Origin of the sequence: Lentzea sp. NPDC051838 (assembly GCF_040681245.1) — a bacterium.
GTDB lineage: Bacteria > Actinomycetota > Actinomycetes > Mycobacteriales > Pseudonocardiaceae > Lentzea.
The window spans coordinates 194,602-210,099 of record NZ_JBFAYI010000013.1; the positions used below are offsets into that span (position 1 = coordinate 194,602).

General features: G+C 68.2%; 13 protein-coding genes. 4 read left to right on the forward strand and 9 right to left on the reverse strand.

The annotated features are described in order from the left end of the window. The first annotated feature begins 161 nt into the window (after positions 1-161). Both AB0M24_RS26840 and AB0M24_RS26845 read left to right on the forward strand, forming a co-directional pair. Positions 162-2,153, forward strand: coding sequence for an RICIN domain-containing protein (locus AB0M24_RS26840; RefSeq protein WP_363773356.1), 1,992 nt, complete (start codon positions 162-164; stop codon positions 2,151-2,153). 124 nt (positions 2,154-2,277) lie between these two features. Continuing rightward, positions 2,278-2,694: a DoxX family protein gene (locus AB0M24_RS26845; protein WP_363773359.1), complete on the forward strand. Its 417-nt coding sequence runs from the start codon at positions 2,278-2,280 to the stop codon at positions 2,692-2,694. Here AB0M24_RS26845 and AB0M24_RS26850 read toward each other — a convergent pair. From AB0M24_RS26850 to AB0M24_RS26860, 3 genes are all read right to left on the reverse strand, one after another. Continuing rightward, positions 2,675-3,358, reverse strand: coding sequence for a TIGR03089 family protein (locus AB0M24_RS26850; RefSeq protein ID WP_363773362.1), 684 nt, complete (start codon positions 3,356-3,358; stop codon positions 2,675-2,677). The two genes, AB0M24_RS26845 and AB0M24_RS26850, sit on opposite strands and share 20 nt — an antisense overlap. A gap of 368 nt (positions 3,359-3,726) precedes the next feature. Continuing rightward, the gene (locus tag AB0M24_RS26855; RefSeq protein ID WP_363773365.1) at positions 3,727-4,917 is read right to left on the reverse strand and encodes an LCP family protein; all 1,191 of its coding nucleotides are present in this window, start codon (positions 4,915-4,917) and stop codon (positions 3,727-3,729) included. Between the two features lie 67 nt (positions 4,918-4,984). Next, on the reverse strand, positions 4,985-6,550 hold the full coding sequence (locus tag AB0M24_RS26860) for an LCP family protein (RefSeq protein WP_363773368.1): 1,566 nt from the start codon (positions 6,548-6,550) through the stop codon (positions 4,985-4,987). Between the two features lie 110 nt (positions 6,551-6,660). Here AB0M24_RS26860 and rfbB point away from each other — a divergent pair, with 110 nt between their 5' ends. Together rfbB and rfbD are read left to right on the forward strand one after the other, a co-directional pair. Further along, positions 6,661-7,647, forward strand: coding sequence for a dTDP-glucose 4,6-dehydratase (gene rfbB, locus AB0M24_RS26865; RefSeq protein WP_363773371.1), 987 nt, complete (start codon positions 6,661-6,663; stop codon positions 7,645-7,647). Then, entirely contained in the window at positions 7,644-8,501 is an 858-nt protein-coding gene (rfbD, locus tag AB0M24_RS26870) for a dTDP-4-dehydrorhamnose reductase (RefSeq protein WP_363773450.1), read from the forward strand. The genes rfbB and rfbD overlap by 4 nt, the downstream gene beginning before the upstream one ends. A 238-nt stretch (positions 8,502-8,739) precedes the next feature. On the opposite strand, the gene AB0M24_RS26875 is transcribed toward rfbD, so the two are convergent. Genes AB0M24_RS26875 through AB0M24_RS26900 form a run of 6 tightly spaced genes read right to left on the reverse strand, consistent with a single transcriptional unit; the run spans position 8,740 to position 15,440 of the window. Then, the gene (locus tag AB0M24_RS26875; protein ID WP_363773374.1) at positions 8,740-9,831 is read right to left on the reverse strand and encodes a glycosyltransferase family 1 protein; all 1,092 of its coding nucleotides are present in this window, start codon (positions 9,829-9,831) and stop codon (positions 8,740-8,742) included. After that, positions 9,832-12,318, reverse strand: coding sequence for a glycosyltransferase (locus AB0M24_RS26880; RefSeq protein ID WP_363773377.1), 2,487 nt, complete (start codon positions 12,316-12,318; stop codon positions 9,832-9,834). 3 nt (positions 12,319-12,321) lie between these two features. Beyond that, positions 12,322-12,873: a hypothetical protein gene (locus AB0M24_RS26885; protein WP_363773380.1), complete on the reverse strand. Its 552-nt coding sequence runs from the start codon at positions 12,871-12,873 to the stop codon at positions 12,322-12,324. Continuing rightward, positions 12,870-13,442 (reverse strand): hypothetical protein, encoded by a 573-nt coding sequence (locus tag AB0M24_RS26890; protein WP_363773383.1) that lies wholly within the window; start codon positions 13,440-13,442, stop codon positions 12,870-12,872. The genes AB0M24_RS26885 and AB0M24_RS26890 overlap by 4 nt, the downstream gene beginning before the upstream one ends. Further along, complete coding sequence (locus tag AB0M24_RS26895) at positions 13,439-14,287, reverse strand: glycosyltransferase family 2 protein (RefSeq protein WP_363773386.1); 849 nt, start codon at positions 14,285-14,287, stop codon at positions 13,439-13,441. Before AB0M24_RS26895 ends, AB0M24_RS26890 begins: the two co-directional genes overlap by 4 nt. Positions 14,288-14,312: 25 nt before the next feature. Then, positions 14,313-15,440 (reverse strand): glycosyltransferase family 1 protein, encoded by a 1,128-nt coding sequence (locus AB0M24_RS26900; RefSeq protein ID WP_363773453.1) that lies wholly within the window; start codon positions 15,438-15,440, stop codon positions 14,313-14,315. Positions 15,441-15,498 lie beyond the last annotated feature (58 nt).

Genomic DNA, 15,498 nt, shown 5'->3' on the forward strand with positions numbered 1-15,498 from the left:
AACTCGTCCCCCCCAAGGCATTTCCTAACACGCGTGTCAATGTGCGTCCGTTCGGCGCAAACTCGTTGCGGTGGCCTGAGGCGCGTGCTTACAGTGCGCCCGGCACCTTGGGGGGTAACTGGGGCTGGTGCCGACAACTTGATGAATCGTGGGGGATTCACTTGTCCAGATCCACTCTGGTCGGCCGTGGCATGCGCGCAGCAGCAGCGCTCGCGGTAGCGGCCTCTTTGGTGACCGGTGCGACGACCGCGCCGGCGGTGGCAGCACCTGTCGCGAGCCAGTCCGCCGAACAGGAAGCTCAGGAGTCGACCACGGAACAGCGCGAGCGTGCGGCCCGCGAGATCAACATCATCCTGACGCCCGAGATGGCGGTGATGACGGACAAGAACTTCGTCATCACGTTGTGGCAGAAGGCGAAGGACGGCAGCAACGTCAAGGCCGCCGCGCTCGCGGCGTTCACCGACACCGACGAGCAGGCCTGCTACCGGTTCATCACCGCGGGGATCTTCGACGCGAGCGTCCTCGACCAGATCGAGGCGGCGAAGAAGGCCGAGCGCGATCGTCAACGTCTCGCGGCAGCAGCGGAAATCGGCTGGACCGACGTCCCGCAGGCGTTGCTCGACGTCTCGCTGGAGAACTTCGTCTTCAAGCTCTGGGAGCACGCGGAGGAGGGCAGCGACGTCAAGAAGGGCGCTGCCAACGTCCTGCGCACCGGCTCGACCGACGAGCAACGCCAGGAGTTCCTCGTCACCGGCATCTACGCCGCGTCGCGCATCGACAAGCAGCGCAAGATCGAAGAGGCGGAACGCCTTGAGCGCGAACGACTCGAGCGCGAGGCGAACCGCAAGGCCAAGGAACAGGCCTGGACCGCGGCCACCCAGTCGACGGCCACCGAGGAGCTGAAGAACCTCCCGGACCGCGAGTTCATCTACGAGATCATCAAGCGCACCAGGGGCGCGCAGGTGAAGGCCAAGGCGCAGATCGCCTACGAGAGCCGCGAACCCGCTGTGTGGAAGGAGTTCATCTTCACCGGCGTGCACGCGGCGCACCAGGCCGACATCGACGAGCAGGACCGCCTCGACAAGATCGAGGCGGAGCGCCAGATCCGCGTCATCCTGGAGAAGGCGGTCGCGGACAGGTACCAGCCGAAACTCGCCGCCGCCGCCCGCGCCGCACTCGCCGCCGGGACGAAGCTCGCCTACGACGAGTTCCTCAACACGGGCCAGCACGTGGCCGCGAAGCAGGACCTGATCAAGCCGGCCGACCACCGGGTGATCGAGCTGCAGGGCGTCCAGTCAGGACGGTGCCTGCAGGTCGTCGGCGGCCAGGGCGAGGGAGCCCTGAACCCCGGCGCGAGCACCGAGTTGTGGGACTGCGTGCGCGGTGTGAAGCAGGTGTGGGAGCTGGCGAAGAAGACGGACGGCTACCAGCTGATCAACCTCAACTCCAAGCAGTGCCTGGACATCGCGGGCACCTGGCTCGTCCAGAACCCGTGCAACGACCACCCGAACCAGCGCTGGGAGTTCCTGGAGAACCCCAACGGCATGTTCCAGCTGCGCAACATCGGCAACGGCAGCTACGCGACCGCGGACGGCACCGCCAACGGCAACCTGGTCGTGCAGTACACGAACACCAACGCCATCAACCAGCAATGGCGCCTCATCGACCCGAGCCACGTCGAGTGGACGAAGCAGATGACGCTCGGCACCATCCGCCTCAAGGGGCAGCAGTCCGGCCGCTGCCTCCAGGTCGCCGGTCTCACGAACGTCCCGAACCAGGGTGCGCTCGCCGACTTCGCCCTCACCGAGATCTGGGACTGCGTCGGCGGCGACAAGATGGTGTGGGAACTGGTCGATCTCGGCGACAAGAAGTACGCGCTGAAGAACAAGAAGTCCGGCAAGTGTCTCGACGTCCGCAACGCTGAGATCCACAACGGCGTGCACCTGATCCAGTACGCGTGCCATTACGCGGGCGCGCAGCAGTTCGTGTTCGCGGCTCAGCCCAACGAGACCGTGGCGATCGTGAGCGCGCTCACCGCCAAGACCCTCGACGTGTACGAGCACCGCACCGCGAACGGCTCGGTCGTCGTTCAGTGGGACGGCGCCGACCAGGCCAACCAGCGTTGGACCGTGGAGCAGCTGACCACGGCCTGACCTCGTTCCCTAAGGATTCGCTGTGGGGATCCTGTCGTTTTCATGAGGTCGTTCAAACCTGTACTAGTTTTGGTTCGAAGTTGAACGACCGACAGCGGAACGACAGGATCGGGGAGCAGGAACCATGGTGAAGGACGTCGCCGCACTCATCGGCCGGATCGGCCTCGGCATCGTGTTCGTCGCGCACGGCTGGCAGAAGTGGACCGAGTTCGGTCTCGCCGGCACGGGCGCGTCGTTCGAGAAGATGGGTGTTCCGCTGCCCTCGGTCTCGGCCGCGTTCGCCGCGACCGTCGAGCTCGCCGGTGGCCTCGCGCTGATCGCCGGTGTGGCGCTGCCGATCGCCGGTGTGCTGCTCGCGGTCGACATGCTCGGCGCGTTCGTTCTCGTGCACCTGCCGAACGGCCTGCTCGGCGAAGGTGGCGGGGAGCTCGTCGTGGTGCTCGGAGCCGGCGCGCTCGCGCTCGGCTTCAACGGCGGTGCCTACGCGCTGGACCGCGTGCTGTTCAAGAACAACAAGGTGCTCAACCCAGCTGCAGCGTGACGTTCTCGCTCTCCCGGCGCGCGGCCAACCGGCCCGCGTCGGGATTGCTCACCTGCACGAGCGATCCACCGGCCGCGAGCACGGCCAGGAAGCCTTCCAGCACACCGGAAGGAACGTCCCACTCCAGAGTGGACAACACGCGCGGCTCGGCACCCAGCTTCGCACCCAGCTCGCGTGCCTCGGCCACCAGCTGGTCCACAGTGGACTCGCCCAGCGCCGGCGTCGAACCCGGCACCGGCGACCACGGTGTGAAGTCGTCACCGTGCACGCGCACGTCGTCCAGGTAGTCGACCGGCGCACCGGCACCCAACCCCATGGGGTGCAACGAAGCCACGGCCACGACGTCGGCATCGGCCTTGCCACCGGGCGGAACGACGGCCACGCGGGCATCGACGCCCGCACCGACGACGCGAGCGCCGCACCACCACGCACCCAGCAGCAGGCCGGCGGTCTGCCAGTGCGCGGGCAGCAGCACCGCCACCGGGTCACCCGGCTCGACGTCGTGCTCGTCGCGCAACCAGTTCGCGGTCTTCGCTGCCCAGTTCGCGATCGTGGCACGGGACAGCTCGACCCGTGAGCCCGTCGCGTCGTCGTAATGCGTGATCAGCGGACGGCCGGAGTCGGCCTTCAGCAACGGCGTGAAGAGGATCTCGGTCACGCTCACGCGGCAACTCCTAGTTCGCTGGGGATGCCACGACCCTAGTCGATGCAGGGAACGTCCTGCTGAGCCGCGGCCGCGACGGCGGGGAAGCCGTCCAGCGAAAGCAGCTTGCCCGCACCGAACTTCGCGGGCACCGGGCGGGTGTCGTGATGGCGATCGTCTCAGCCCTCGGAAAAACCCTCCAGCGCTGAGACGATGTGCGGCAGGTGTACGAGGTTCTCAACAGGGGCGCGGGTCAAGGGCCGGGCGGTGCCCACGTGTTCATCGAGGTGTCGGAAGGCGCAGGTTGGCCCCATCAGGACGTCGAAGAGCAATAGCGCGCGCGACCAGGACCCAGTCCGATGGAACGTGCCGTCCGACAGGCGGCACTCCTAGTCGATGCAGGGAACGTCCTGCTGGGCCGCGGCCGCGACGGCGGGGAAGCCGTCCAGCGAAAGCAGCTTTCCCGCACCGAACTTCGCGGGCGACGTGGAGGTGGACGAGGGCGCGGGCTTCGGCGTCTCACCGATCTGCTGCGCCACCCAGGCCTTCACCGCGTCCCTGTCCACCGTGACCACGCTCTGGCCGCGCTCGTTGCGCGCGTCGATGTTCGTGACCGGGATCGTGGCGAACTCCACGTTGCCCGACGCGAGACCCTGCGCCTGCGTCGCGAGCGTTGCCAGGTCGAGCTTCTCGTCGATCACCACGGACTTCGAGATCGCGTCCAGCAGGCCGTTCATCCGGCCGGGGTCGGTGAACGTGCCGGCGGACAGCAGCTGCTTCATCGCCTGCGACATGAACACCTGCTGCCGCTGGATGCGACCCAGGTCACCGCCGGGCATGTTCCGCTGCCGCACGAACGACAGCGCGTCGCCGCCCGAGATCACCTGTTCGCCCGCGCGGAAGTTCGCGCCGGAGTTCGGGTCCGACGTGCCGGCCTTCAGGCAGACGCGGACACCGCCGATCACCTCGGTCAGCAGGTAGAAGCCGTAGAGGTTGATCTCGGCGTAGTGGTCGATCCGCATCCCCGTGAGGTCCTGCACGACCTGCACCAGCGCCTTGCGCCCTGCCTCGTCGGACTTGCGTTCGCGCTCCTGCTGATCCGACACGCCCTCGGCCTGCAGCCGTTCGGCCGTGAGGTACTTCACCGCGCCGTACGCAGAGTTGATCTTGTCCTCGCGGAAACCGGGAATCGGCACGTACGTGTCGCGCGGGATCGAGATCGCGCTCGCTTTGCCGCCGTTGCGCGGGATGCGCATCACGATGATCGTGTCCGTGTTCACCGTGTCCGTGCCCTCGGTGCGCAACTTGCGCAGCACGTCCGCGGGAAGTGGCCGCCCCTGCGCGTCCGTCCGGCTGTCGCTGCCCACCAGGAGGATGTCCAGCGCGCCGTCCTCCGCGGGCGGCGAGTTCGGGATGTTCTCCAGCACCTCGAGGATCTGCGTGGTGTTGGTGTTCTGCTGCACCAGCCGCAGCGCGGTCCAGAAGTAGCCGGAGAACGCCAGCGTTGTCACGGCGACGAGCGCGACGAGCGTCCTGGCAACGACCAGGGCGGTCTTCTTCGCTCGGGTGGCAGCGCTCAACGTCGGTCCTCCGTGTACTGGTTTTTCGTGCTCAGCGTAACTATCGGAAGCTCGTTACGCCGGGGTTTCAGTTCACGCAGACCAGTCCGCCCGCCGTGATCGGCGGCACGCTGCTCGAAGGGGCGTTCGACGACGTACCGGGCACACCCTGCGGATCGACGTCCTCACCGTCGTCCCCGCCCGGTGCGGAGTAGTCGGTGCCGACGAAGACCTGCACCTGTCCTTTTCGGACGGACGCGTCCTCCTCGACGCCGGTGTTCGGGCCGAGCTCCGCGGCCACCTTCCGCGCGGAGCCCTCCTCGCCCGCCGCGTACTTCACGACGGTGGTGTCGCTGATCTGCGGTGCCGAGGCGAAGGTGCCGCGCTTGAACCCCTTGCCCGCCAACGCGTTCAGCACGGTGCTCGCCAGTCCCTGCACCCCGGCCGCGTTGTAGACCTGCACGGTGATCGACGAGTTCGGCGGCGCCGGCAGCGTCGTGGTCGTCGTCGGCGCGGAGCTGGACGGCGACTTGTCCGCGGCGAGGTTCGTGAGGAACTTCTTCACCTGCGCCGGGTTCACCGGCAGCACGTTGCCGTCGCCGTACGTGTCCATCGGGTCGCCGACCGGGATGGTGCGGAACTCGATGTTGCCGCCCACCAGGCCCTGCATCTGCTCCGCGAACGTGGTGATGTCCCAGCCCGCGCTGAGGATCACCGACTTCTGCACCGCCTCGACCAGCCCGTTCAGCTTGTCCGAGTCGGTCAGCGTGCCGGTCGACAGCACCTTCTTCGCGAGCGCGCCGATGAACACCTGCTGCCGCACGATGCGGTCGAGGTCGCCACCGGGCAGCCCGTGCCGTTGCCGCACGAACGACAACGCCCGAGCGCCTTCGATCGTCTGCGGGCCCGCCTTGAAGTCCGCGCCGGAGTCGGAGTCCTCCGTGTCCTCCTTCACGCAGACCTCGACGCCGCCGATGGCCTTCGTCACCTCGTAGAAGCTCGCGAGGTTGACCTCGGCGTACCGGTCGACGCGCACGGTGCCGCCGGTCATGTTCTCGATCGTCTTGATCAACGTCTTGCGGCCCGCTGCCATCGACTCGGTGCGGATCTTCTGCTCGTCGGTCTCGCCCTTGGCGCGCAGCTGCTGGTCGACCGTGTTGCGCTGGCGGGCGAACGCGGAGTTGAGCTTGTGCTTGCCGAACCCGTCCGCGATCTCGACGTAGGAGTCGCGCGGGAACGAGATCGCGACCGCGCGCGTGCCGTCCACCGGGATGTGCACGAGGATCATCGTGTCGGTGTTCTGCTCACCGTCCGCGAATCCGCCGTTGAGCAGCGCCAGCGCTTCCTTCGACAGCGGGTTGCCCTGCGCGTCGGTGCGGCTGTCCACGCCGACCAGCAGGATGTCGACGGCGCCGTCGAGCGGCTTCGGGCCCTGCTTCACGAGTTCCTCGGAGATGACCTCGGTCTTGACGATGCCGTCGTTCGCGTTCTTGATCTTCGCCCAGCCGATCGACGTGACGGTCAACACAGCTGCCGAGACCAGCGTGACGAAGATTCGCCCGGTCACCAGGAACGCGCGGAAAGCCGTCGACGGCCGGGTCCCCTCCACCCTGACCGGCAGACTCCTGCCTTCCACGATCGTTTCCTCCCCCACTACGCCGAGTTTAGTCGTTTATAAGACACACGACGTGACGTCGCTGTGGGTTGCAGCGATCAGGTACATGACAGACTGCGAGCGGTGGCACACCACAGGAGGAATTGAGCATGCGCGTACTGGTGACAGGTGGGGCCGGGTTCATCGGCTCGCACTACGTGCGGGAGTTGGTGAGCGGCTCGTACCCCGCCTTCGCGGGTGCCGAAGTGGTGGTGCTCGACAAGCTCACCTACGCGGGCAGTGAGACCAACCTCGCACCGGTCGCCGGCAAGTTCGAGTTCGTGCGCGGCGACATCTGCGACCCCGCCGTGGTGTCCGAGCAGATGCAGGGCGTCGACGTGGTCGTCCACTTCGCCGCGGAGTCGCACGTGGACCGCTCGATCGAGGGTTCCGCGGACTTCGTGCTGACGAACGTCCTGGGCACGCAGACGCTGCTTCAGGGCGCCCTGAACGCGGGCGTCGGCCGGTTCGTGCACGTGTCGACGGACGAGGTCTACGGCTCCATCGAGAGCGGCTCGTGGGCCGAGGACCACATCCTCGAACCGAACTCGCCGTACTCGGCTTCCAAGGCTTCTTCCGACCTGCTCGCGCGCGCATTCCACCGCACGCACGGACTGCCCGTGAGCATCACTCGGTGTTCGAACAATTACGGGCCGTACCAGTTCCCCGAAAAGGTGATTCCGCTCTTCGTCACCAATTTGATCGACGGGAAGAAGGTGCCTCTCTACGGCGATGGGCTCAACGTGCGCGACTGGCTGCACGTCGCCGATCACTGCCGCGGCATCCAGCTCGTCGCCGAGGCCGGCCGTCCGGGTGAGATCTACAACATCGGCGGCGGCACCGAGCTCACGAACCGCGAGCTGACCGAGCAGCTGCTGGCCGCGACGGGCCGCGACTGGTCGTCTGTCGAGCCCGTGACTGACCGCAAGGGTCACGACCGCCGCTACTCGGTGGACATCTCCAAGATCGCCTCGGAGCTGGGCTACGCGCCGCAGGTCGACTTCGCCGTCGGTCTCGCCGACACGGTCGAGTGGTACCGCGAGAACCGCGCCTGGTGGGAGCCGCTCAAGGAACGCGCCGCGCTGGCGAAGGGCTGAGCGCGTTGATCCTCGTTCCCGGTGGTCGTGGCCAGCTCGGCCAGGACCTCGCAGCGCTGTCCTCCGACGTCCGCGCGCTGTCGTCGGCCGAGCTGGACGTCACGAAGGTGACCGCCGACGACCTCGCCGGTGCCTCCGCGGTGATCAACTCGGCCGCGTACACCGCTGTCGACGCCGCCGAGACCGACGAGGACCGCGCGTTCGCGGTCAACGCGGTCGGCCCCGGTTTGTTGGCGGAAGCCTGTGCGTCGCTTGGAATTCCGCTGATCCAGGTGTCGACGGACTACGTGTTCGCCGGCGACGGCACGCGGCCGTACGAGCCGTCGGACCCCGTTGGGCCGAAATCCGCTTATGGGCGAACGAAGCTCGAAGGCGAACGCCGTGTGCTCGAAGCGGGTGGCTACGTCGTGCGCACGTCGTGGGTCTACGGCGTGCACGGCTCGAACTTCGTGAAGACCATGGCGGCACTGGAGTCCTCGCGACCTTCGGTGTCCGTTGTGGACGATCAGCGCGGCGCGCCGACGTGGTCGCACGACCTCGCGGCAGGACTTCTCGAGCTGGCCTCGGTGTTGCCTTCGCAGCGTCTTCTGCACGCGACGGGCGGTGGCGAGACGACCTGGTTCCGTTTCGCACAGGCGATTTTCGAGGAGCTCGGCGCCGATCCGGCTCGCGTCAAGCCCTGCACCACCGCTGACTTCCCGCGACCCGCTCCACGACCCGCCTACTCGGTGCTGTCGGGTGCGGCATGGGCAGCAGCGGGACTACGTCCGTTGCCGCACTGGCGAAGCGCCCTTTCGGAGGCATTCAAGGCGGGCGTGGTAGCTCCCCGTGCTGGTGCTGGGCCATTGGAGTGACCGGTCTGGCACGGCCGTTTCAAGTACGAGAACCTGTTCGGCATGTTCGATTCCGGGCGCAACCCTCAGCGTCCCGCGACAGCGGATTCCGATCGGCAGCGCTTCCTGAAGTGCGTTGCCGTTGTCACGGGCTCACGACAGGTGTCGCTGAGCCAGCTCGACAAACGTTCGCCGAGGCCGCACTCTCGGTGAAGTCGTTGGGGCGCCAGGACTCCTGACGCCCTACAACGTCGAAACGTCAGGCTCTGCTCTGCCGGTACGCCTCAACCGTCTTCTCCGCACACCTGCGCCACGTGAACTCCGACGCGTACGCCCGTCGTTCGGCCTGGGCTGCGGGGGTCGCCGGTGCCGCGACGGCCTGGGAGAGCGCTTCGGCGAGTGCCTCGACGTCCCCGACCGGCACGTGCAGCGCGTGGCCACCGGCGGTCTCGCGCAACGCGGGCACGTCCGAGCACACCACAGGAACGTTGCACGCCAACGCTTCCAGCACCGGCAGTCCGAAACCTTCGTCGCGTGACGGCATCACGAGAGCGGTGGCTCCGGCGACGACCGAACGCAGGTGCACGTCCGACAGGTACCCGGTCCGCAGCACCCGTCCGTCCACACCGGACTGACCGGGGCCGACGATCACCAGCGGCGGCAGCGACGGATCCGCCGCGTGCGCCTTGATCAGGTACTCCAGGCCCTTGCGCGGCCCGTCCGCGCCCACGAACAGCAGGTACTCGGACGGCAGCCCGAGCCGGCCGCGCAGCGTGGGAGACGGCGGCCGCGACGCGAACCACGCGGGATCGACCCCGAGCGGCGTCACGACGATCTTCTCCAACGGCACCGCGAACCGGTCGGCCACCACGGAGGCCACCGCCGCGGTCGGCGTGCAGATCACGTCCGCGCGCTGGGCCGACAGCCGGACGAGCTCGGGCAGCCTGCGGTCCGACGGCGGCAGGTCGCCGGGGGAGTCGAGGAACGCCAGGTCGTGGATCGTCACGACCCGGCCGGCCCGAACCGTCGGCGGCAGCACGAAGTTCGTGCCGTGCATGACGTCGGAGAACCCGGCCAGCATCTCGACCGGCGGGAACGGGGACCGCAGCCACATCGCGCGCAACGCCCGTGCCGCAACGGGAAGCCCGCGCGCCGTGACGTCGTGCGGCAACACAGTCCGCAACGCCCGCCAACCGCGCAAGGTGAACGCGACAGCGCGCACGTCGACGGCTTCCGGCATGGAAGCCAGTTCTTCGGCCAGTGCCGCCGTGTAGCGGCCGATTCCGGTGCGGAGTCCGAGCAGGGGTGTGCCGTCGAGCAGCACAGAGAGGGGTTTCGGGGATCTCGCCATTCAGCTGCCACCACGTGCGATCTTGCGCAGACGCCCCGTCGCCCGCTTGGCCAACTCGGACGGGCCACCGGCGTCCAGGTACTCGCGCACCAGCCGCAGGTCCCGCTTCACCTTGTCCGCCTTGCTCAACCCCGGTGTGCGCACCAGTGGTGCGGAGCCAGGCAGACGGTCCGCAGCGGGCCTGGGGTCGCGGCAGAACTCCGCCAGCGGCGCGAGCGCCGTCTCCCAGGTGAACCGCTCACGGACGACGGCGATGCGTTCGCGGCACGCGGCCGCGAACTCCTCGTCGTAGAGCACCTTCTCCAGTGCGTCGGCGAGTGCCTCCGGGTCCTCCGGCGGCACGACGACGCCCAAACCTTCCCGCAGCACCAGATCCGCGAACGAGTCGCCGGACGTGGTGACGATCGGCAGACCCGCCCACAGGTAGTCGAGCACCCGCGTGCGGAACGCGAACGTGGTCTCCACGTGCTCGTAGTGCGTCGTGACCCCGCACGCCGCGTCGAGCAGGAAGTTCTGCCGATCGTTGTACGGCACCCACCCGTCGTTGAAGAACACGTGTTCGCCGGTCAGCCCCAACGAAGCGGACAACGCCCGCGTCTGGCCCGCGATGTCCATGTCCGGCACCTCGGGGTTCGGGTGCTTCATCCCCAGGAAGAACAGCTTCGCGTCGGATCGCCGCTGCCCCAGCTGGTCCATCGCGCGGATCAGCGACAGCGGGTCGAACCACGAGTACACGCCACCGGCCCAGATCACGACCTTGTCCGCGTCGGAGATCCCCGGCACCACGCCCTTGATCGCCGGTCCGGTGCGCTGCGGCGGCTTGCCCGACAGTCCGAAGGGGACGATCCCGAGCAGCGACTCGGTCGTCGGGTCGTTGTCGTACAACGTCGGTGTGAGCCTGCCCAGCGCGGCGAGGTGGCCGAGCCAGAAGTGCCGCTGCCGCTCCGACGCGCACAGGAAGAAGTCGCCGCGTTCGAGCTGGTTGTTCAGCACCCGCGTGACGGTCTCCAGGTCCTCCGCCCGCTTGTCGTCCTCGTCGTCCTTGCCCTGTTCCAGCAGCTCCAGGTGCATCGGGTCGTAGATGTCGCAGACCACGATCTTGCTGGACGACGGCTTCTTCAGCTCGGCGATCATCTCCAGCGCGTGGCCCTGCAGCACCACCACGTCCGCCCACGCGACGTGCGACGGCAGTTCCTTCGGCCGTGCCTGCGAGATGGCGAACGGCGCGTCCGGCGGCACGCACATCGGGTTCGTCGTGACCAGGCGGACCTGGTGCTCGCCCGACAGCACGTCCGCCATGTGCCACGCGCGGATCGCCGGGCCGGCCATCCGCTCAGAGATCGCGTCGCCGGTGATCACCAGGATCTTGCGCGGCTTGCCGAACACCTCGTCCAGCGCGAGCACGTCGATGAGGATGTCGTGCGCCGCGAGGTAGCGCGGCAGGGGATAGGCGGGCTCCAGCGCCTTGCGCATCAACGGCACCAGGTCGGCGTCCGACCTCCGCCGCGCGGCCTGCTCGATCTTGCGCGACTCGGCCAGCGACGGCATCAGCTCGACGAACTGGTCGATCGCGAGGAACCCGGCCAGCGCCTCCCTGGACACCCCGACCGGTTCGCGGTCGAGCGCCGGGTCCGACGGCCTGCGGGTGATCTCCAGCTGCGTCGGGTCGATCTCGCCGCGCGCGGTCGCCCGGCGCACACACAGAGCCAAGGCCGCCGGCAGCACCTTGGCCAGGGTCTCGTCGGAGAAGTTCTTGTAGAGCGCGGCGAGGGCGTTGCGTTCCAGCAGGAACAGCTCGCGGCTGTGGTCGATCGAGCTCATCGACGCGTGGTGGCGGTGGAACGTCAGCGACTTGGGTTCGTAGCGCACCCGCCAGCCGCGCAGGTTCAGCCGCCAGCCGAGGTCGACGTCCTCGTAGAACATGAAGAACCGCTCGTCGAACCCTCCGAGCTCGCGGTAGACCTCCGCGCGGACGAACATCGCCGAGCCCGTGCCGAACAGCACGTCGCGCGGGTCGTCGTGGCTGCCGTCGTCGTCCAGCCCGGCGTGGCGCTTGTAGCCCATGCCGAACCAGGTCAGCCCGCCGTCCACGAAGTCGATCTTCTGGCCGTCCCAGTCGAGGACCTTGCTCGCGACCGCGCCGACCGACGGTTCCGCGTGGAAGACCTTGATCGCGGTCTTGACCCACGCGCTGTCCGCGCGCGCGTCGTTGTTCAGGAACGCGAGCACCGTGCCCGTGGCGTGCTCGACACCGAGGTTGCAACCGCCCGCGAACCCGAGGTTCTGCGGCGACGTGACGATCTTCGCGTTCGGCAGTTCCCTGGTCAGGCGTGCGGTGTCGTGCGCCTCGTTGTCGACGACGACGACCTGCAGCAGCTCAGCCGGGTAGTCCACCTCCGCGAGCCCGCGCACACAGGTGATCGTGTCCTCCACGCCTCGGTAGTTGACGACGACGACGGACACGACGGGCAGTGATGCGCGATCCACCTCCTAAGCCTGCCTCATCACTCTGCGCGCCCGCAGTGTGGTTGCACAGATCAGGAGCAAGAAGATCGCGATTGGTACCCCGAAGACCCATTCCGCGGACCAGTCGTTGCGTTCCGCGAGCAAGGGCTTCATGACCGGGTGCCGCAGCACGGTCGTCGGGCCTGGTCGCAGCTTCTTGTCCTGCTCGCCCGGCACGACAATCCGCAGCTCGGCGCCGTCGGGGCAGGTGACGTAGTGGGCGAACGCGGGGTTGTCCGGGCCGGGGATGTCCTCGACCTTCGTGATCACGCACTGCTCGGGTGTGGCGAGCAGGTCCATCAACGCGCGGTGACCGTCGCCCACGAGGACCGCTGTGCCCGGAATCACGACCATGAACGCGGGCAGCACCAGCCACGCGGGTCCGAGCTTGCCGATTCCCCACGCGAACGCGATCGACAGCAGGCAGCACGAGATCATGACCGCGAGCAGGTACCCCCTGGGCACGATCGCACCGAGCACGACGGCGGCGATCATCGCGGCCAGCCCGATGGCGATCAGCGGTACGGGCCGCCTCATGGGACTTTCCTGAGCGCCCTGGCGACGGGAATCATGGCAATCATCGCCAGGGGGACGCTTGTGACCAGCAGCAGGTTCCATCTGGTCTGGTCCGCGAACACCGGCTGCAGCGGTTCGCCGATCAGCGCGTCCGCTTCCATGACCAGCAACCGCTCGTTCCAGTTGCGGTCGAGCTCGATCGTTCCGCTCGGGCATTGGAGCGTGTAGTCGACCGACGGGTACTTGTTGAACGGGTGCTCTTCCACGTGCGTGACCGTGCAGTGCTCGACGTGCCCGATCTGCTGCATGAGCACGCTGTGACCGCCGAACGTCAGCAGGAACGGCGCCAAGACCCCGAGGGCGAACGCGGGCAGAGCGGCCCACTTGTGCTCGGCCAGCCCGGTCACGCCGATCGCGTAGGCGAGACCGCCCAGGAACCCGATGAACAGGAAACCCGTGGTGATCGTGATGCTGAGCGCCACGCCGACCGCGATCGTCGCCAGCCCGCCCGCGATGAGCACCGCGGCCTTGCGCTTCGGGATCGGTGCGTCGTCCGGCTTCTCGACCGGGCGCCGCTTGTGTCTGCTCATCCTCTGGTGAGGAGCTTCACCCGCAGCGTCAACCCGGCCTTGAGCAGCAGCCGGAACGGCGCCCACAGCACCCCTTGGTGCCGATCCGCCAGGTACACGTACGCACTCCGGTGGTGCTCCTTGAGCATCCGGTTGCTCGACTTCGCCGTCGAGTGCCCGCCGATGTGCGTGACCTCGGCGTCCGGCACGTAGACGTTCTGCCAGCCGGCCTTCCCGACCCGCTCGCCGAGGTCCACGTCCTCGAAGTACATGAAGTAGCGCTCGTCGAAGCCCTTGACCGAGTCGAACGCCTCACGCCGCATCAGGAAGCAACTGCCGGACAGCCACCCGGCGGTCCGCTCGGTCGGCGCCTTCTCCTGCCGGTACGCCTTCGTCCACGGGTTCGACTTCCAGAACGCTCCGAACACCGCGTGCCCGAGCCCGCGCCCGATGGACGGCAACAACCGCGCCGACGGGTAGACCTCACCGTTCGGCTCGCGGATGAGCGGCCCGAACATGCCACCCCGCGGCCACCGGCCCGCCGCCTCGATCAGCGCGTCGACGCTGCCGGGCGCGAACTCGATGTCGGGGTTGGAGATCAGCACCCAGCCGACGTCCTCGCCGAGCGCCTCCACCCCGCGGTTGGCCCCGCCGCCGTAGCCGAGGTTGCCGCCGGTGGGCACGAACCTCACGTTCTCGCGCTCTTCGGCCACCTGCTCGGGTACGCCGTCGGTGGAACCGTTGTCGGCGAGGATGACCTGCACCGGGCGGGTCGTCGCCTTCGCGAGGGTGTCCACGAACGGTGCCAGCGTCTCGCCCGGCGAGTACGTGACCGTCACGACACCAAGTCCATCGCCGTAGCTCACGCGCGACACAGTAGTGCGTCGCGTTTCAGCGGCGGCGGCGCACCAGAGCCGCGCGTTCGTAGGCCAGCCGGTGCCGCTCAGCACTCATGGCCCAGGAGAAGTCCTTCGCACGTTGCTGCCCAGAGGCCGCCAAAGACGAACGGCGGGCCGGGTCGTCCAACAGATCGGCGATCGCGGCGGCGATGTCCCCCGCTCCGACACCGCAGTACGCGACCGCCTCACCACCCACCTCGGGCAGCGACAGTCTTCGGGTGGTCAGGACGCAGGCGCCGCACGCCATGGCCTCGAGCACCGGCAGGCCGAAGCCTTCGCCCAAGGACGGGTAGGCGACGAGCTGCGCGCCACCCAAAAAGCCCGCGAGCTGTTCGAACGGCAGGTAGCCCGCGCGGATCACGCGGATCCGGTGCGGCACCGAGTCCAGCGCGCGCTCGACCTGGCTGTCCCAGCCGGGCTGGCCTGCGAGCACCAGGGCGGGCGGGTCGACCCGCCCGACCATCGCCTGGGCGAAGCCGCGGATCAGCGCGGGCACGTTCTTGCGCGGTTCCAGAGCGCCGAGGAACGCCACGTAGGGCGTGTCCCCCAACGACAGGGCGCGGCGAACAGCCAAGATCTCGTCCGGCGACGGCGGGTGGAAGCGCTCGGTGTCCACGCCGTGCTGCGCGATGTGCAGCACGCGGCGGTCGGCGGCGGCGACGCGCACCAGTTCGTCGGCGGTGGCCTGCGACGGCACCACACACAGGTCCGCGCGACGAAGCGAAGCGCGCGTCCACGCGCGGAAGAAGCGCGCCTTGACCGACGAGTGCAGCACGGGGTCGGTGAAGAACGTGGCGTCGTGCAGCGTCACGACCGATGCGGCCTTGCTGGCCAACGGAAGTGTGTAGTGCGGTGAGTGCACGACGTCGACGCCGAGAGAGCGCACCAGGCGCGGCAGCGTCGTCTGTTCCCAGGCCAGACGGGCTGTCCTGGTGGCGACGGCGTCCGCGGCCCGCACGACGCGGGCGTTCGGCGCGATCTTCGTGAACAGGTCTTCGTCGCGCGGCTGGCACACGACGGCCAGGCGTGCGCCGTCCGCGTCCAGTGCGGCGACGAGCGAATCCACGTAACGGCCGACGCCACCGCGGTCTGCGGGGACCGCGGTGGCGTCGATCAGCACACTGGGTTCGGCAGTCGGCACGATCAGTCAGCGTAATGTCAGTTGCGAATGCGTTTAG